This is a genomic window from Edwardsiella piscicida (assembly GCF_021733145.1).
Taxonomy (GTDB): Bacteria; Pseudomonadota; Gammaproteobacteria; order Enterobacterales; family Enterobacteriaceae; genus Edwardsiella; species Edwardsiella piscicida.
On the sequence record NZ_CP090968.1, the window covers coordinates 2,207,057 to 2,224,010 of the forward strand.

Genomic DNA, 16,954 nt, shown 5'->3' on the forward strand with positions numbered 1-16,954 from the left:
GCAAAAAAAAGCCCCCGTCACAGCGGGGGCGAACGAACGTAATCACCCTGTCAAAGGCGCATCACGCACTTGCATCAATGGCTACGAATATAGTCGTCCATTTCGGTTTTCAGGTTATCGGACTTGGTACCGAAGATAGCCTGAACCCCAGAGCCCGCCACCACCACGCCGGCGGCCCCCAGCTTCTTCAGCCCGGCCTGATCCACCTTGGCGACGTCGGCGACGCTGACGCGCAGACGGGTAATACAGGCGTCCAGGTTTGTAATGTTCTCTTTACCGCCAAATGCCTGCACCAGCGACGCGGCCATGTCGTTACCGCTCTGCGCGCTCTGCTCGCTGCTGCTCTCTTCGCGGCCCGGCGTCTTCAGGTTCAGTTTGACGATCAGCACGCGGAAGATCACGTAGTACAGCAGTGCGTAGCACAGGCCGACGATCGGGAACAGCCACAGCTTGCTGCCGTTGCCGCTCAGAACGATAAAGTCGATAAGGCCATGTGAGAAGCTGGTTCCGTCGCGCATCCCCAGCAGGATACAGATCGGGAACGCCAGACCGGCCAGAATCGCGTGGATCACATACAGGATCGGTGCCACGAACATGAAGGCGAACTCGATCGGCTCGGTGATCCCGGTCAGGAATGAGGTCAGCGCCGCGGAGATCATGATACCGGCCACCTTGGCACGGTTTTCCGGCTTCGCCGAATGCCAGATGGCGATCGCCGCCGCCGGCAGACCGTACATTTTGAACAGGAAGCCGCCGGAGAGTTTACCCGCCGTCGGATCGCCGGCCATATAGCGCGGAATATCGCCGTGGAACACCTGCCCCGCCGCATTCACATACTCGCCAATCTGCATCTGGAACGGTACGTTCCAGATATGGTGCAGGCCAAACGGCACCAGCGCGCGCTCAACCAGGCCATAGATGCCGAATGCAACCACCGGGTTCTGATAGGCGGCCCACTGGGAGAAGTGCTGGATCGCGGAGCCAACCGGCGGCCAAACGAAGGAGAGCGCCACGCCCAGGGCGATGGCGGCCAGGCCGGAGATGATCGGCACAAAGCGTTTACCGGCAAAAAAGCCCAGATACTCCGGCAGCTTGATGCGGTAAAAGCGATTAAACATATAGGCGGCGATAGCCCCGGCGATGATCCCGCCGAGCACCCCGGTATCCGCCAGATGCTTGGAAGCAATCTCTTCCGCCGGCAGATGCAGCACCAGCGGCGCCACCACGGCCATGGTTTTCACCATGATGCCATAGGCGACCACGGCGGCCAGGGCCGATACCCCGTCATTATTGGTAAACCCCAGCGCCACGCCGATGGCAAAGATCAGCGGCATATTGGCGAATACCGAACCACCGGCCTCCGCCATCACATGGGAAACCACCGCGGGCAGCCAGCTAAAGTTTGCCGAGCCGACGCCGAGAAGGATACCTGCGATAGGTAAGACTGATACCGGCAGCATCAGTGACTTACCGACCTTTTGCAGGTTGGCAAATGCGTTTTTAAACATAATTGAGTGTGCTCCTGAGTAAAAATGCTCTTTTCATCCGCGCCGGAAACAGCGCGCCGCCGCAGGGAAGAGAGCCCCGGACGTCGGGTGTCTATGCACCCTCGTATTTTTTACGCAGAGTAAAATAAATAGGTCGGATTGTGTTTGATGGCTGTCACGTTTCACACATTACAGCGATCTATTTAACATTTGCAGAAAAAAAAGGCGCCTTTATTGGCTATTTTGTTGAATTATTATCCCCTTGGCACCGCAGCGTACCGCACAAAAAATGCCCGCTGGCGGGCATTTTTACACAGCATAAAATATATTAATCCGCCTCGGGCAGGGTCACACCAAACAAACGACTAAAATTCGCGCTAGTCTGCGCGGCCAACTGCTGTGGATCGACGCCCTTCAGCACAGCCAGGTACTCCGCGACATCGCGCACGTAGGCCGGCTGGTTCTCCTTTCCGCGGTGCGGCACCGGCGCCAGATAGGGCGAGTCGGTCTCCACCAGCAGGCGATCCAGCGGCACATAGCGGGCCACCTCACGCAGGGCGTCCGCCGAGCGAAACGTCACGATGCCGGAGAACGAGATGTAAAACCCGAGATCCAGCAGCGCCGCCGCCGTCGCGCGATCTTCGGTAAAGCAGTGCAGCACGCCGCCGCACGCCTCCGCCCCCTCCTCGCGCAGGATCGCCAGCGTATCGTCCCGCGCGTCGCGGGTATGCACGATCACCGGTTTCCCCAGCGCACGGCCGATGCGGATATGCTGGCGAAACGACGCCTGCTGCAGCGCGATATTATCCTGCTGGTAGTAGTAGTCGAGCCCGGTCTCCCCCAGCGCCACGACGCCCGGCTGCGCCGCCAGGCTGCGCAGCGCCTCGCTGTCATAGCCACCGTCCAGGTTCAACGGATGGACTCCGCAGGAAAATGCTACATCGCGTCGCTCGCCGATCCGCTCACGCATGCTGCGGTAGCCCGGCAGCGTCGTAGCGACCGCCAGCACAAAGCCCACGCCGCGCGCACGGGCATCGGCCAGCACGCTGTCGACGCCGTCGTGCAGCGTCTCATAGTTCAAGCCATCAAGATGGCAGTGAGAATCCACTAGATACATAAAAAACCTACAGTCTGTCTATGACCGGCTCACGGGTGGGCCGGTGCGGGTGCGTCCCATGCGCACAGCTGGCGCATGAGCATCAATTCACGGTTTACGCCCGGCGTCGCCAGCAGCTGGTGGCGGCAAGCGATCCACGCCTGCAGCAGGCGCCGCAGATCGGCCTCGCCGAGACCGGCCGCCAGCCGCTGGATGAGCAGGAGACGATCGCAGTTCGCCACGCTGGCCGCGGCGCCGTGGCACAGCTTCAGGGCATCCAGCAGCAGAGCGCACAGCCAGCCCAGCCGCTCGGTGCCGTCATCGTGGTTCAACGCGCCCAGCAGCGTCAGCCACTGGCGGCTCTCCAACGCCTGCTCCAGCGCCTGACACAGCGACTCACGCTGGGCCCAGCGCGGCGGCTGCAGCAGCGCCAGCGCCGCCACCGGCGCACCCGCGCTCAAGCGTAGGGCGCTGCGCTGCGCCTGCGCATCCCCCGGCATCTGCTGCGCCAGCCAGCGCAGGCTGGCGTCCTCGGCCGGCGGCGCGAGATAAAGATAAAAACAGCGGCTGCGCAGCGTCGGCAGCAGCTGCGCCGGCTCGCGGGTTCCCAGCAGGAAATAGGTCTGCGCGGGCGGCTCCTCCAGCGTCTTCAGCAGAGCGTTGGCCGCGGCTTCGCTAAGCTGCTCGCAGCGGGCGATCCACACCAGCTTGGCGCCCCCCTGCTGGGCATGGTTCTGCAGTTGTTCAATGACCTGGCGCACCGGCTCAATGCCCAGCGTCGACTTGCCCTTCTCCGGCTGCAGCACGTGCCAGTCGGGATGGGTGCCCGCCATCATCAGGCGGCAGGCATGGCATTCGCCACAGCTCTTCTCCCCCTGCGGGCGCTGACAGAGCAGCCAGCGGGCCAGGGCGTACACCAGCGACTCCTCGCCCATGCCGTCGATGGCATGCAGCAGCAGCGCATGGTGACCGCGCCCCTCCTGATGCTGCGCCAGCAGCTGGCGGTACGGCGCATTGAGCCAGGGATACCAGTTCACGCCTGCGCCTCCTGAGACGCCAGCCAGGCCCGCAGCGCCCGACGGATCGCCGCGCTCACCTGCTCCAGCGGCTGCGCGGCGTCCAGGGTCACGATCGTCGCATCCGCGGCGGCCAGCGCCAGATAGCGGTCACGGGTGCGCTCAAAGAAGGCCAGAGACTCCCGCTCAATGCGATCCAGCTCACCGCGGCTGCGCGCCCGCGCCAGCCCCTGCTGCGGCGGGATATCCAGATACAGCGTCAAATCGGGTTTAAAGTCACCCAGCACCGTATCGCGCAGGGTCTGCATCAGGTGGGTATCGATGCCCCGCCCCCCGCCCTGATAGGCCTGGGACGACAGATCGTGACGATCGCCCACCACCCAGGCGCCGCGCGCCAGCGCCGGTTTGATCACATTTTCGATCAGCTGAACCCGGGCGGCATACAGCATCAGCACCTCGGCGCGGTCGGTCAGCGTTTCGCCCTCCACCCCCTCTTTCACCAGGGTGCGCAGATGCTCGGCCAACGGCGTTCCGCCCGGCTCACGGGTGAAGACCACCTCCTGAATGCCGTGGCGGCGCAGCTCATCCACCACCACGTCGCGCGCCGTCGTCTTACCGGCGCCCTCCAGCCCCTCAATTACGATGAACTTACTTTCCATTCTTATCCCTTAATGCCTGCAGATAGGCGCGCACCGCCTGATTATGGCTCTGCAGGTTGGTACTGAATACATGCCCCCCCTTGCCGTCCGCCACAAAATAGAGATAGGGCGTTTTGGCCGGGTGCGCCGCCGCATTCAGCGATGCCTTGCTCGGCATCGCGATGGGCGTCGGCGGCAGACCGGCGATGACGTAGGTGTTATAGGGCGTCGGCTGCTGTAGGTCACGCCGCGTCAGGTTGCCATTATAGGCATTTCCCAATCCATAGATCACGGTCGGATCGGTTTGCAGGCGCATACCGATCCGCAGACGATTGATGAATACGGAGGCCACCTTGGGACGCTCCTCTCCCAGCCCGGTCTCTTTCTCTACGATCGAGGCCATGGTGACCATCTGCTGTGGACTCTTATAGGGTAGCGCGACGTCACGCTGCGCCCACTGCTGCGCCACCTCTTGCTCCATCCGGGCGTGTGCGCGCTTCAGCAGCATCAGATCGCTGGTGCCGGCGGTATAGCGGTAGGTGTCGGGGTATAGCCACCCCTCCAGCGACTGCCCCGTCGTGATCCCCAGTCGTTGGGCTATCTGCGCCTCGCTCTCCCCGCGCAGCGTCTGCTGCACCTGCGGGGCATCGGCCAGCACCTTACGCCAGTCGCTAAACCGGGTGCCCTCAATAAAGCGCACGTCAAACTGCGCCTCGCGGCCGCTGCTGAACAGCGTCAGCATGTCGCGCACCGTCATCCCGGGCGTTAGCCGGTAGGTCCCGGCCTTAAACTGCGCCAGATCCGGCTCCAGCTGCAGCAGCCAGGGTAAGTAGCGTCCGCTGTGGATCAGGCGATCGCGGACCAACAGCGCCTGCAGCTTATCCCGCCCGCTGCCGGCGGGCAGCTTGAACAGCGTCGCCTGGCTCAGGGGCAGCGGCGTATGGGCAAACTGCATCACCCGGTGATAGCCCAGCCCGATCCCGGCCATCAGCAGCAATAGCGCCGCGATCAGCGCGATGATTTTTCTCTTCATTCAACCGCCGTTACACCGCTATGCCTCAACCCGCAGGCAGTGCGGTAATAAAAATTGATACAGCGTGCGCTCGCTGAAAACCTGCGTCGCTGCCCGGCGCACCGGCAGCAGGGGCATCAGCGCATTGCACACCACGACTTCATCGGCCGCCAGCAGCGCCGGCAGCGCCGCATCGACCTCGGCCAGGTGATACTCGCTGTGCGCCAGCACCCGGCAGATGCGCTGGCGCATCAGCCCATCCACGCCGCAGCGGGTCAGGCGCGGGGTAAACACCCGCTGGCCGCTGCGCCAGAACAGATTGGCCGCACAGCATTCCACCAGGTTATCCTGGGTGTCAAGCACCAGCGCCTCATCCGCCTGCGTCTGCGCCAGGCTGGCCCGGATCAGCACCTGCTCTAACCGATTCAGATGCTTGATCCCCGCCAGCAGCGGCTGGTGCGCCAGCCTGACCGGGCTCACGACCAGGCTGATCCCGCGCTCGCGCAGCGCCGGATAGTGCGCAGGGAGCGGCCCCGTGCTGAAGATCCGCCGCGGAGAATGGCTCCCGGCGGGATCATAGCCGCGTCCACCGCAGCCGCGGGTGACGATCGCCTTCAGCACGCCCTCATCGCGGGTCGCCGCAGACTGCTCGGCCTCGGCCTGCCAGCGCGGCCAGTCCACGCCGTGGATCATCAGGCGTTCGCAGGCGTGCTGCATCCGGGCCAGGTGCGCCCGCAGTCCGTCGACCCGGCCGTTGACGATGCGCGCCGTGGTAAAACAGCCGTCGCCATACTGCAGCCCGCGATCGCACAGGTCGATCTGCTGGCGCGCCTCTCCGTCAAGCCAATACATTCGCGTCTCCCTTCATCCGTGCGCATCGCCCTATTCTAACCGCCGGGACAAAAAAAATGGCCCCCGAAGGAGCCATTTCCCAGCGATACGCCATTACACCTTGCGGAAAATAATCGAGCCGTTGGTACCGCCAAAGCCGAAGGAGTTGCACAGCGCATACTCCAGGCCGCTGACCTGGCGGGCTTCGTGCGGAACGAAGTCCAGATCGCAACCCTCATCCGGGTTGTCCAGGTTAATGGTCGGCGGAATCACCTGGTCGCGCAGCGCCAGAATGGTAAAGATGGACTCTACCGCTCCGGCGGCGCCCAGCAGGTGGCCGGTCATCGACTTGGTCGAGCTGACCATCACACCGGCCGCATCGGCGCCGTAGACATTCTTGACCGCCTGGGTCTCCGCCTTATCGCCGGCCGCCGTAGAGGTGCCGTGGGCGTTGATATAGCCAACCTGGCTCGGGGTAACCCCCGCATCGCGCAGCGCATTTTCCATCGCCAGCGCGGCACCGGCGCCATCGGCCGGCGGTGACGTCATATGGTAGGCGTCGCTGCTCATGCCAAAGCCAACCAGCTCGGCATAGATCTTGGCACCGCGCGCCTTGGCGTGCTCGTACTCTTCCAGCACCAGAATACCGGCGCCGTCGCCCAGCACGAAGCCGTCGCGATCTTTGTCCCACGGACGGCTCGCCGCCTGCGGGTTATCATTGCGGGTCGAGAGCGCGCGTGCGGCGCCAAATCCGCCGACGCCCAGCTGCGTACTCGCCTTTTCTGCGCCGCCGGCCAGCATGGCATCGGCGTCGCCATACGCGATCATTCGCGCCGCGTGGCCAATGTTATGCACGCCAGAGGTGCAGGCCGTCGCAATGGAGATGCTCGGTCCACGCAGCCCCAGCATGATGGAGAGATGCCCTGCCACCATGTTGACGATGGTTGACGGAACGAAAAACGGGCTGATCTTGCGTGGGCCACCGTGCATCAGTGCACCGTGGTTTTCTTCGATCAGGCCGAGGCCGCCGATCCCGGAGCCGATAGCGGCGCCAATACGCGGGGCATTTTCTTCCGTAATTTCCAGTCCAGAGTCCTGAAAGGCCTGAATACCGGCCATGATCCCGTACTGGATGAAGAGATCCATCTTACGCGCGTCTTTGCGCGAAATATGCTCTTCGCAATTAAAATCCTTTACTAAGCCCGCAAAACGCGTTGCATAGGCGCTAGTATCGAAATGGTCGATCAGGCTGATGCCACTCTGACCGGCAAGAATCGCATTCCATGTGGAATCTACGGTATTGCCGACAGGAGACAACATGCCCAGTCCGGTCACAACAACTCGACGCTTAGACACGTTTGTCCTCCAGGGAGGGAAGTGATACTTGATGAATGCAGGAAAAACGTAGGCGGTCGAATGACCGCCTAGATGAGTTCACTTACTTGTTTGCAGCTTCGATGTAGTCGATAGCGGCCTGAACAGTGGTGATCTTCTCTGCTTCTTCGTCCGGAATCTCAGTATCAAACTCTTCTTCCAGAGCCATAACCAGTTCAACGGTGTCAAGAGAATCAGCACCCAGATCGTCAACGAAAGAAGCTGAATTCACAACTTCGTCTTCTTTAACACCCAGCTGTTCAACAATGATTTTCTTAACGCGTTCTTCGATAGTGCTCATACTCTTAAATTTCCTATCAAAACTCGCTTGCGCGATGGTTTTCGTAGTGTATTGAAAGTTGAAAAAGATGCAACCAAATCCCGGCTGGTCAAACCACGATTTTGCTCTATTTTGCGGTGTTTTGCTCAATAAAGGCAAATAGTTTTCGTGATTTTTAGATCATGTACATGCCGCCGTTGACATGTAGCGTCTCGCCGGTGATGTAGGCCGCCTCATCCGAGGCCAAAAAGGCAACGGCGTAGGCGATCTCTTTAGCATCACCCAGACGACCGGCCGGCACCGCGGCCAAAATGCCGCTGCGCTGCTCATCGGAGAGCGCGCGCGTCATATCGGTCTCGATAAATCCCGGCGCCACCACGTTAACGGTGATGCCGCGGGAGGCGACTTCACGCGCCAGCGACTTGCTGAAGCCGATAAGGCCCGCTTTAGCCGCGGCGTAGTTCGCCTGCCCAGCGTTCCCCATGGTGCCTACCACGGAGCCGATGGTAATAATACGCCCGCAGCGCTTCTTCATCATAGCGCGCATGACGGCTTTTGACAGGCGGAACACCGACGTCAGGTTGGTGTCCAGGATATCCTGCCACTCATCATCCTTCATCCGCATCAGCAGATTGTCGCGGGTGATCCCGGCGTTATTGACCAGAATATCGATCTCGCCAAACTCCGCGCGCACGCGCTCCAGCATGCTGTCGATAGAGGCAGAGTCGGTCACGTTCAGCGCCATTCCCATACCGTTATCGCCCAGATAAGCGCTGATCGCCTCTGCGCCCTTGTCGCTGGTGGCCGTACCGATGACGCGGGCGCCGCGGGCGACCAGCGTCTCGGCGATGGCGCGGCCGATGCCACGGCTTGCGCCGGTTACCAGTGCAATTTTACCTTCTAATCTCATGTTTTCCTCGTCTTACTGTTCGAGAGCGGCGGTCAGGGATGCGCAGTCATTCACCGCCGCAGCGGTCATGGTATCGACGATACGCTTGGTCAGGCCGGTCAACACTTTGCCCGGGCCCATCTCCAGCAGATGGTCAACGCCTTCGGCGGCCATCAGCTGCACGGTCTCCGTCCAGCGAACCGGGCTGTAGAGCTGGCGCACCAGCGCATCGCGTATCGCATCAGCGTCGCTCGCCGCCGTCACATCGACGTTATTGATCACCGGACAGGACGGCGCATGGAAGTCGATCGCTTTCAGCGCCTCGGCCAGCTGGTCCGCGGCCGGCTTCATCAGCGCACAGTGCGACGGTACGCTGACCGGCAGCGGCAGCGCACGCTTGGCACCGGCGGCCTTACAGGCGGCGCCGGCGCGCTCGACGGCCTCTTTTTCACCGGCGATCACCACCTGCCCCGGCGAGTTGAAGTTGACCGGCGCGACCACCTGCCCCTGCGCCGCCTCGGCGCAGGCGGCGGCGATGGCGTCGTTGTCCAGACCGATGATGGCATACATCGCACCGGTGCCTGCCGGCACCGCCTGCTGCATCAGCTTGCCGCGCAGCTCGACCAGGCGTACCGCCTGCGTAAAGTCGAGGACGCCGGCGCAGACCAGCGCAGAGTATTCACCCAGGCTGTGCCCAGCCATCATCGCCGGCTGTTTGCCATGGTTCTGCTGCCAGACGCGGTAAATTGCGACGGAGGCCGTCAGCAGCGCCGGCTGGGTCTGCCAGGTCTTGTTCAGCTCTTCGGCCGGCCCTTGCTGCACCAGGCTCCACAAATCATAACCCAGCGCCTCGGAGGCCTCGGCGAAGGTCTGCTCGACCACCGGGTACTGTGCGGCTAAATCGGCCAGCATACCCACGGTCTGTGACCCCTGCCCGGGGAATACCATTGCAAATGTAGACATGAGTGTTTTCCTGAACAAAAAAAATCAAAAACGAACCAGCGCGGAGCCCCAGGTGAAACCGCCACCGAAGGCCTCCAGCAGAATCAGTTGACCACGCTGGATACGGCCATCGCGTACCGCCTCGTCCAGCGCCGCCGGCACCGAGGCCGCCGAGGTATTACCGTGGCGATCCAGCGTCACCACCACGCTGTCCAGGCTCATGCCCAGCTTCTTCGCGGTCGCGCTGATGATGCGCAGGTTGGCCTGATGCGGCACCAGCCAGTCCAGATCGTCGCGGGACAGCTGGTTAGCCTGCAGCGTCTCATCCACGATATGCGCCAGCTCGGTCACGGCCACTTTAAACACCTCGTTCCCCGCCATGGTCAGGTACGCCTGATCCTCGGTATGGCGCGGGCGGTTAGGCAGCGTCAGCAACTCGCCATAGCGGCCGTCGGCATGAATATGGGTCGACAGGATGCCCGGCTGCTCAGCGGCGCCCAGCACCACGGCACCGGCGCCGTCGCCAAACAGGATCACCGTGCCGCGATCCTGCTGATCCACGGTGCGCGCCAGCGCATCCGAACCGATCACCAGCGCGTAGCGTACCGCGCCGCCTTTAATGTACTGATCGGCGATACTCAGCGCGTAGGTGAACCCGGCACAGGCCGCACCGACGTCAAAAGCCGGAGAGCCGTTACGGATCTCCAGCATATTCTGGACTTCGCAGGCCGCGCTGGGAAACGCGTTATTGGCCGAGGTGGTCGCCACGATGATCAGGCCGATGTCATCCTTGTCGATCTGTGCCATTTCCAGAGCGTGTTTGGCAGCTTCAAATGCCATAGTGGCGACGGACTCGTCCGCCGCGGCAATGCGCCGCTCACGGATGCCGGTACGGCTGACGATCCACTCGTCAGAGGTCTCCACCATTTTCTCTAAATCAGCATTGGTGCGTACTTGTACGGGCAGGTAGCTCCCCGTACCGAGAATTCTTGTATGCATGTACGATTAGTCACTCTTGGGTAATACAGCCTTAAGGCGCAGCGCGATCCGCTCGGGGATCTGCCGTTGCACCGCCTGCACAGCCTGTTGTATGGCGACGGCGAACGCCCGTTGGTTGGCCGCCCCATGGCTCTTGATTACGGTGCCACGTAATCCTAACAGACAAGCGCCATTATACTGGTCGGGGTTCAAATGCCCGAAACGCTTTGCCACTCTTTTTTGTATCCAGCGACCCAGCCAGCGCAGCCACCAGGCACTGCGCGGTTTATCGCCCGCCGGCTTCAGCAGGGAGAGGAACATGCGCACCACTCCCTCCATGGTTTTCAGCGTAACATTACCCACGAAGCCGTCACAGACCAAGACATCGGTTTTTCCGCTCAGCAAGTCATTGCCTTCCAGATAACCAATATAGTCGATGGCCGGCGTCGTCTTCAGCACAGCGGCGGCTTCGCGGATATTGTCCAGTCCCTTACACTCTTCTTCCCCGATATTCAGTAACGCGACGCGCGGCGCCGGGATACCGACAATCTCTTCTGCCAGCACCGCGCCCATCACGGCGAACTGTACCAGCATGGCGCTGCTGCAGGCCACGTTGGCCCCGAGATCCAGCACCACGGTCTTACTCTTGCGCTGATTGGGCAGCACCGTCACCAGCGCCGGACGGTCGATGCCCTCCAGCGGCTTTAGCAACAGCGTCGCCAGTCCCATCAGTGCGCCGGTGTTTCCCGCGCTGACCACCGCCTGAGCCTCGCCGCGCTTCACCAGCTCCAGCGCAATGCGCATTGAGCTGCCGCGACTGTTGCGGATAGCGTGTGACGGCTTAGCGTCGTTGGGGATCACGGTTTCGGCTGCCACCACCCGTAGCCGGGAGCGCAGTGAAGCGTCTGCGGCGGAAAGGTAAGGCGCGATGGCGTCGGGCTGGCCGACCAACAAAAGGGACAGTGACGAAGTTGAAGTCAGTGCCTGCAGCGCGGCAGGCACTGTGATGCAGGGACCAAAGTCCCCGCTCATCGCATCTAACGCAAGGGTTAGACGAGTCAAAGTATCGCCTTGTTAATACAGAGCTGTATTACTTAGCGATGACCTTGCGACCGCGGTAGAAACCGTCCGCAGTGACGTGGTGACGCAGGTGAGTTTCACCGGAAACCTTGTCAACAGAGACGGTTGCAGTGGTCAGCGCATCGTGGGAACGACGCATACCACGGCAAGAGCGGGTTTTTTTGTTCTGCTGTACGGCCATGGACCTTACTCCTTGATTACTTTCGCTTTAAACTGGCTAGTGCGGCAAATGGATTCGGTTTTTCCGCCTCGGGAGGCAGCTTACCGAACACCATGTCCGCGTCGGACACTTCACAGTGTTCAGATTCATGCACCGGAACCACCGGCAAGGCGAGGATGATTTCATCTTCGACCATCGCCAGCAGATCGACTTCGCCGTATTCATTGACGTCGATCGGCTCGTAAATTTCCGGCAATGCTTCAGCCTGCTCGTCATTGGCGACCGGACTGAAACAATACGTTACGTGGAGGTGATGCTGGAATGGCTGATTACAACGCTGGCACTGCAACGTTACGCTAACGTCGGCATGCCCGCGGATCACAGCCAACCGCTGATTGTCGATTGAGAAGGACATTTCAGCGGAGACATCGCTGTCCACGCTGACCACAGATTCAGCTAAGCGCGTTAACTGCTCGGAAGCATAGACACCAACATAGTCTAAACGCTTCTGCGCAGCGCGTACCGGATCAAGGGTCAAGGGTAATTTTACCTTTTGCATAGGGCGCGCATATTAACTTTGTAAAGCCATAGAGTCAAAGGAAAAGGCCACTCTCGCACCCCTTTCCCCCAATATTCGCTTCCTGAGCGGCGGACAGTTTAGAATGATGCCATCATTAACGCCATGCTTTCGGGAAAAAATATGTTGCCCCTGCTGCTCGCCTCGACCTCGCCCTACCGCCGCGCCCTGCTGGAGAAGCTGGCGCTGCCTTTTATCTGCGCAGCGCCACACACGGACGAAACGCCGCGGCCCAATGAAACCGCCCAGGCACTGGTCTGTCGCTTGGCCGAGGCCAAGGCGCGCGCGCTGGCCGCCGACTATCCGGCGCACCTGATCATCGGCAGCGATCAGGTCTGCGTACTCGACGGCCAAATCACCGGGAAACCCCTAAGCCATGAGCGCGCCTGCGCCCAGCTGCGCGCCGCCAGCGGACAACGCATTACGTTTTATAGCGGCCTGAGCGTGCTCAACAGCGCCAGCGGCGCCTGCCATACGCTGTGTGAGCCGTTTCATGTTCACTTTCGGTCGCTGAGCGATGCCGAGATCGAGGCCTATGTGACGCTGGAGCAGCCGCTCCACTGTGCCGGCAGCTTTATGTGCGAAGGCGCCGGCATTCTGCTGTTCGACCGTCTGGAGGGGCGAGACCCCAATGCCCTGATTGGACTGCCGCTGATCGCGCTGAATACGCTGCTGCTGCGCCACGGCGTGAATCCGCTGCTGGCCGCCCGATAATCGACCGGCGGCGGAAGGGTGCCTTTTGCGGATGCCGCTAAGACGCCCTTGCCCTTATACTTAAGCCGTGACGGCCTCCCCCCTTTTATTACTGCACTATTTACTGCATTGCCGTACTACCGTCTTCATTCTCTCCCGCCCGGATGCACGGAATAATACCCACACACCATATTCACCATTTCTAATAAATTCTTGATAATTATATTTTCCAACGTTTCATTCGCGCAAAAGACAATAAGATACCTATATTAAAATCGGTATATTTTTCGGAGTAATGTTTACAGCGCAGAGTAAATACCCCCTATCCAAATACATGGAAATAGTGAAACAACGCCTCACGCCAGCGGCATAACGCGACAAGCCACGCCGATGGAAAACAATGAGATATATCACAGCCCAGCACAGATTAAAATACGCGGAGATAAAATATACAACAGATTGATTTTAAATCATTTAAATCAATTCCCCACCGAAGAAAGAACGAGACGCGCCATAACGTTAATTATTTATTAATTCAGTAGCAAGATACTTAGACAAGGATTGATAAGATGAAGAAAAATATTATTGCCTCTGCTATTAGCGCTAGCCTATTTATCATGACATGCCAGGCCTTCGCGGCGGCACCGGAACGTGGCGACATTACCCTCGAGGGCGTAGAAAATAGAAAATGGGAAGATCCCATCACTATTTCAGAGTCGCTAAATACGTTGGAGCAACATATTATCCCAAAAATAAATCAGGCTGATACTAAGGCCAGCGTTGCAGAGACCAAAGCCGATACGAACGCGGAGGCGCTCACCACGCTGCAGACCAACCTGGGCGGGCTGAACGGCGTCTTTGCCAACCTTTCCGACGCCTTCAGCGCCACCGGAGAGGATGGCAGCGGCCCGAGCTCGCTGGAAACATTTCTGGGCCTGCCGTCGGTAAAAAGGCTGATCGACAGAGTAGATGACGATATGGCAGATGCCAAGGCTGATATCAACGGACTAAGAACGGCGGTGCGGGCCGCGGATACTAAGGCCAGCACCGCAGATAACAAAGCCGATACGAACGCGGAGGCGCTCACCACGCTGCAGACCAGCCTGGGCGGGCTGAACGGCGTCTTTGCCAACCTTTCCGGCGCCTTCAGCGCCACCGGAGAGGATGGCAGCGGCCCGAGCTCGCTGGAAGAATTCCTGAAACTGCCGGCGGTAAAAGAGCAGCTCGCCAGCGTAAATACCGCGACGACTGAGGCCAAGGCTGAGATCGACACGCTAAAAACGGCGCTACAGGCCACGGATACTAAGGCCAGCACCGCAGATAACAAAGCCGATACGAACGCGGATGCACTCGCCACGCTGCAGACCAGCCTGGGCGAGCTGAACGGCGTCTTTGCCAACCTTTCCGGCGCCTTCAGCGCCACCGGAGAGGATGGCAGCGGCCCGAGCTCGCTGGAAGAATTCCTGAAACTGCCGGCGGTAAAAGAGCAGCTCGCCAGCGTAAATACCGCGACGACTGAGACCAAGGCTGAGATCGGCGCGCTAAAAACGGCGCTGCAGGCAGCATTTATCGATAGCGCGGCGGATGACGGCGCGGTCACCCCCTCCGCATTCACCACCTATATCAACGACCTGAAGCAAGCCATCGATGAGGGTAATACCGCGAACCTGCAGCGGCTGGTCACCCAGCTGCAGCGCGACTTCACCCTGACGCCGTCCGAAGAGGGAACGCCGGCGAACTCTGGCCTCTCCCGCGTCTTGCAGGGTGTGCACGATGCCGGACAGGAGGCAACCGATGCCAAGCTGCAGGTAACGCAGGCAGCGAGCGATGGGAAGATACAGGCGCTGGCCAACGCGATCAATGCGCGGCTTGATACGATTGACCCCTCGGAGGGGTCCCCGCTGGATCAGCGCGTTACGACGCTGGAGAGCGAGCTAAGCCAGGGGCTGAAAAGCTATACCGAGACGATTGCCAACGCCGAGGCCAAAGTGCAGGCCGAGCGGACGCTCAATGCGGCGATAGGCTATACCGATCTTCGGCAGGAGCTGACTCAGGCTTGGCAGGACACCGCCCAGCGGCAGATCAACGATCTCTACCGCGAGGTCGACAATAACCGCAAAGAGCTGCGCCAGACCGCCGCGAAAACGGCGGCGCTCTCCGGCCTGTTCCAGCCCTATGGGATCGGGAACGTCAACGTGACGGCGGCCATGGGCGGATATAAGGATGAGCAGGCCGCCGCCGTCGGCGTCGGCTATCGCGTCAATGAAACCTTCGCCGCCAAGGCGGGCATCGCCTTTGGCAGCGGCTCTGCCGCTTACAACGTTGGGGTCAATCTGGAGTTTTAAGCCGTAGCGTCCAACGCAGTAGGCCCCGCTAACGCGGGGCCTACTTTGTCACACCTACGCCGCCTCGCCTCAGCTAAGCGCGCTGCGTGCGCGCAGCACGCTCAGACAGTGGCGCAGCGCGGCATCCAGCGGCGCCTCGACGCGCAGGGTCTCACCGCTGTGCGGATGCACAAAGCGCAGCGCCGCCGCGTGCAGGAACAGGCGGTTTAAGCCGGTATCCGCCAGCTCGCGGTCGAAGTCGCGGTCGCCGTAGCGATCGTCAAAGGCGATCGGGTGGCCGGCGTGCAGGGTATGAACGCGGATCTGATGGGTTCGCCCGGTCACCGGGCTGGCCTTAACCAGCGTGGCGTTAGCAAAGCGCTCCTCTACCTTAAAGCGGGTTTCCGACGGCTTGCCTTCGGCGTTCACCCGCACGACGCGCTCACCGCTTTGCAGGGTATTTTTCAGCAGCGGCGCCTGTACCACTTTACAGTGCGACTGCCACTGGCCGCGCACCAGCGCCAGATAATCCTTCTGCATCCCCTTCTCACGCAGCTGCTCATGCAGCGAGCGCAGCGCCGAGCGCTTCTTCGCCACCAGAAGCACCCCGGAGGTCTCGCGATCCAACCGATGCACCAGCTCCAGGAAACGGGCCTCTGGGCGCAGGGCACGCAGCCCCTCAATCACGCCAAAGCTAAGGCCGCTGCCGCCGTGTACCGCGGTGCCAGAGGGCTTATTCAGCACCAGCAGGTAGTCATCTTCATACAGGATACAGTCATTGAGCGCGGCGACCTTATCCAGACGGGCTGACACCGGCGCCTCATCGCGTTCGGCCACCCGCACCGGCGGGATCCGGACCTGATCCCCGGCTTCCAGCTTATATTCCGGCTTGATGCGTTTCTTGTTGACCCGCACCTCACCCTTACGCACGATGCGATAGATCATACTCTTCGGCACACCCTTTAACTGGTTGCGCAAAAAATTATCGATTCGCTGTCCCGCCTCATCGGCGGCGATCGTGACTAACTTGACGGAGATGTTTTGTGTATTCATGGGCGCGATTTTAAAGAGCGCCGCGCCGCCGCGCTACTGCTATTTTCAGCCGCTGTGCAATAATTCAGCGATAGCGCGCGCGCGACGGCGACGCACGGACATACCTATCAGCAGAGTTTATGGTGTGACATGTCGTCATAGGGCAATTTTCTGCGAACAACCCGCAATGGCGTCTTGCTATATTTGTCATTGCAGTGAAATAATGGAGTAGTTTTCCGCGCTTTTTTCCATCAAAGCGAAAAAAGAGGTGGGATTCAACGTTTACCTGATAGCGCAGAAATGCAGCAATGGCGTAAGACGTAGTGCGAAATCAAGTAATTAGCGGGCTGCGGGTCGCAGTCTGACCAACAACATGGAGTCAGTTGGCCGCATCCTTTTTCTGCGGTGTCATCCTGATAAACAGCGCTGCCTTTCACAAAGAAATGCAGGCTTACCGAATATTGCGCCCCTATGCAGGCGACAACCGTGAGGTTGACGACTTTGCGATAAGACTCGGGGTCATCGGTCTTCCTCCCGGTCAGAAA

The 16,954-nt window shown here is 60.4% G+C and carries 17 protein-coding genes; 2 read left to right on the forward strand and 15 right to left on the reverse strand.

The features are described from left to right. Positions 1 to 74 precede the first annotated feature (74 nt). The 14 genes from ptsG to yceD form a co-directional block, all read right to left on the reverse strand. A complete protein-coding gene (gene ptsG, locus L1P05_RS10020; protein ID WP_012848925.1) occupies positions 75 to 1,508 on the reverse strand; it encodes a PTS glucose transporter subunit IIBC in 1,434 nt (477 codons plus the stop codon). Between the two features lie 307 nt (positions 1,509 to 1,815). Next, positions 1,816 to 2,604, reverse strand: coding sequence for a metal-dependent hydrolase (locus tag L1P05_RS10025; protein WP_012848927.1), 789 nt, complete (start codon positions 2,602 to 2,604; stop codon positions 1,816 to 1,818). A gap of 29 nt (positions 2,605 to 2,633) precedes the next feature. Then, positions 2,634 to 3,620 (reverse strand): DNA polymerase III subunit delta', encoded by a 987-nt coding sequence (gene holB / locus L1P05_RS10030; protein WP_012848928.1) that lies wholly within the window; start codon positions 3,618 to 3,620, stop codon positions 2,634 to 2,636. Then, positions 3,617 to 4,258, reverse strand: a complete 642-nt coding sequence (gene tmk / locus L1P05_RS10035; protein WP_012848929.1) for a dTMP kinase — start codon at positions 4,256 to 4,258, stop codon at positions 3,617 to 3,619. The genes holB and tmk overlap by 4 nt, the downstream gene beginning before the upstream one ends. After that, a complete protein-coding gene (gene mltG / locus L1P05_RS10040) occupies positions 4,248 to 5,270 on the reverse strand; it encodes an endolytic transglycosylase MltG (protein WP_012848930.1) in 1,023 nt (340 codons plus the stop codon). Before mltG ends, tmk begins: the two co-directional genes overlap by 11 nt. A gap of 18 nt (positions 5,271 to 5,288) precedes the next feature. After that, complete coding sequence (gene pabC / locus L1P05_RS10045) at positions 5,289 to 6,101, reverse strand: aminodeoxychorismate lyase (RefSeq protein ID WP_012848931.1); 813 nt, start codon at positions 6,099 to 6,101, stop codon at positions 5,289 to 5,291. Positions 6,102 to 6,194: 93 nt separating this feature from the next. After that, positions 6,195 to 7,436, reverse strand: coding sequence for a beta-ketoacyl-ACP synthase II (fabF, locus tag L1P05_RS10050; protein ID WP_015461774.1), 1,242 nt, complete (start codon positions 7,434 to 7,436; stop codon positions 6,195 to 6,197). Between the two features lie 82 nt (positions 7,437 to 7,518). Further along, on the reverse strand, positions 7,519 to 7,755 hold the full coding sequence (acpP, locus tag L1P05_RS10055) for an acyl carrier protein (protein ID WP_005293837.1): 237 nt from the start codon (positions 7,753 to 7,755) through the stop codon (positions 7,519 to 7,521). A 154-nt stretch (positions 7,756 to 7,909) separates the two neighbouring features. Beyond that, positions 7,910 to 8,644 carry a 3-oxoacyl-ACP reductase FabG gene (gene fabG, locus L1P05_RS10060; protein ID WP_012848933.1) on the reverse strand — a complete coding sequence of 245 codons (735 nt, stop codon included), beginning with the start codon at positions 8,642 to 8,644 and terminating at the stop codon, positions 7,910 to 7,912. A 12-nt stretch (positions 8,645 to 8,656) separates the two neighbouring features. Next, positions 8,657 to 9,586 carry an ACP S-malonyltransferase gene (gene fabD, locus L1P05_RS10065; protein ID WP_012848934.1) on the reverse strand — a complete coding sequence of 310 codons (930 nt, stop codon included), beginning with the start codon at positions 9,584 to 9,586 and terminating at the stop codon, positions 8,657 to 8,659. A gap of 24 nt (positions 9,587 to 9,610) precedes the next feature. Then, a complete protein-coding gene (locus L1P05_RS10070; protein ID WP_015461776.1) occupies positions 9,611 to 10,564 on the reverse strand; it encodes a beta-ketoacyl-ACP synthase III in 954 nt (317 codons plus the stop codon). 6 nt (positions 10,565 to 10,570) lie between these two features. Beyond that, the gene (gene plsX / locus L1P05_RS10075) at positions 10,571 to 11,605 is read right to left on the reverse strand and encodes a phosphate acyltransferase PlsX (RefSeq protein WP_015461777.1); all 1,035 of its coding nucleotides are present in this window, start codon (positions 11,603 to 11,605) and stop codon (positions 10,571 to 10,573) included. A gap of 28 nt (positions 11,606 to 11,633) precedes the next feature. Continuing rightward, the gene (gene rpmF / locus L1P05_RS10080; protein WP_005287307.1) at positions 11,634 to 11,804 is read right to left on the reverse strand and encodes a 50S ribosomal protein L32; all 171 of its coding nucleotides are present in this window, start codon (positions 11,802 to 11,804) and stop codon (positions 11,634 to 11,636) included. 16 nt (positions 11,805 to 11,820) lie between these two features. Then, on the reverse strand, positions 11,821 to 12,342 hold the full coding sequence (gene yceD / locus L1P05_RS10085; protein ID WP_015461778.1) for a 23S rRNA accumulation protein YceD: 522 nt from the start codon (positions 12,340 to 12,342) through the stop codon (positions 11,821 to 11,823). Positions 12,343 to 12,483: 141 nt separating this feature from the next. Here yceD and L1P05_RS10090 point away from each other — a divergent pair, with 141 nt between their 5' ends. Both L1P05_RS10090 and L1P05_RS10095 read left to right on the forward strand, forming a co-directional pair. Beyond that, entirely contained in the window at positions 12,484 to 13,074 is a 591-nt protein-coding gene (locus L1P05_RS10090) for a Maf family protein (RefSeq protein ID WP_012848938.1), read from the forward strand. A 548-nt stretch (positions 13,075 to 13,622) separates the two neighbouring features. After that, entirely contained in the window at positions 13,623 to 15,398 is a 1,776-nt protein-coding gene (locus L1P05_RS10095) for a YadA-like family protein (RefSeq protein ID WP_012848940.1), read from the forward strand. Between the two features lie 69 nt (positions 15,399 to 15,467). On the opposite strand, the gene rluC is transcribed toward L1P05_RS10095, so the two are convergent. Next, entirely contained in the window at positions 15,468 to 16,430 is a 963-nt protein-coding gene (rluC, locus tag L1P05_RS10100) for a 23S rRNA pseudouridine(955/2504/2580) synthase RluC (protein ID WP_012848941.1), read from the reverse strand. Between the last annotated feature and the right edge of the window lie 524 nt (positions 16,431 to 16,954).

Excerpts from the sequence above, each read along its gene's own strand:
- ptsG (WP_012848925.1), bottom strand. The coding sequence starts at position 1,508 with ATGTTTAAAAACGCATTTGCCAACCTGCAAAAGGTCGGTAAGTCACTG.
- L1P05_RS10025 (WP_012848927.1), bottom strand. The coding sequence starts at position 2,604 with ATGTATCTAGTGGATTCTCACTGCCATCTTGATGGCTTGAACTATGAG.
- tmk (WP_012848929.1), bottom strand. The coding sequence starts at position 4,258 with ATGGAAAGTAAGTTCATCGTAATTGAGGGGCTGGAGGGCGCCGGTAAG.
- mltG (WP_012848930.1), bottom strand. The coding sequence starts at position 5,270 with ATGAAGAGAAAAATCATCGCGCTGATCGCGGCGCTATTGCTGCTGATG.
- pabC (WP_012848931.1), bottom strand. The coding sequence starts at position 6,101 with ATGTATTGGCTTGACGGAGAGGCGCGCCAGCAGATCGACCTGTGCGAT.
- acpP (WP_005293837.1), bottom strand. The coding sequence starts at position 7,755 with ATGAGCACTATCGAAGAACGCGTTAAGAAAATCATTGTTGAACAGCTG.
- fabG (WP_012848933.1), bottom strand. The coding sequence starts at position 8,644 with ATGAGATTAGAAGGTAAAATTGCACTGGTAACCGGCGCAAGCCGTGGC.
- fabD (WP_012848934.1), bottom strand. The coding sequence starts at position 9,586 with ATGTCTACATTTGCAATGGTATTCCCCGGGCAGGGGTCACAGACCGTG.
- L1P05_RS10070 (WP_015461776.1), bottom strand. The coding sequence starts at position 10,564 with ATGCATACAAGAATTCTCGGTACGGGGAGCTACCTGCCCGTACAAGTA.
- rpmF (WP_005287307.1), bottom strand. The coding sequence starts at position 11,804 with ATGGCCGTACAGCAGAACAAAAAAACCCGCTCTTGCCGTGGTATGCGT.
- yceD (WP_015461778.1), bottom strand. The coding sequence starts at position 12,342 with ATGCAAAAGGTAAAATTACCCTTGACCCTTGATCCGGTACGCGCTGCG.
- L1P05_RS10090 (WP_012848938.1), top strand. The coding sequence starts at position 12,484 with ATGTTGCCCCTGCTGCTCGCCTCGACCTCGCCCTACCGCCGCGCCCTG.
- L1P05_RS10095 (WP_012848940.1), top strand. The coding sequence starts at position 13,623 with ATGAAGAAAAATATTATTGCCTCTGCTATTAGCGCTAGCCTATTTATC.
- rluC (WP_012848941.1), bottom strand. The coding sequence starts at position 16,430 with ATGAATACACAAAACATCTCCGTCAAGTTAGTCACGATCGCCGCCGAT.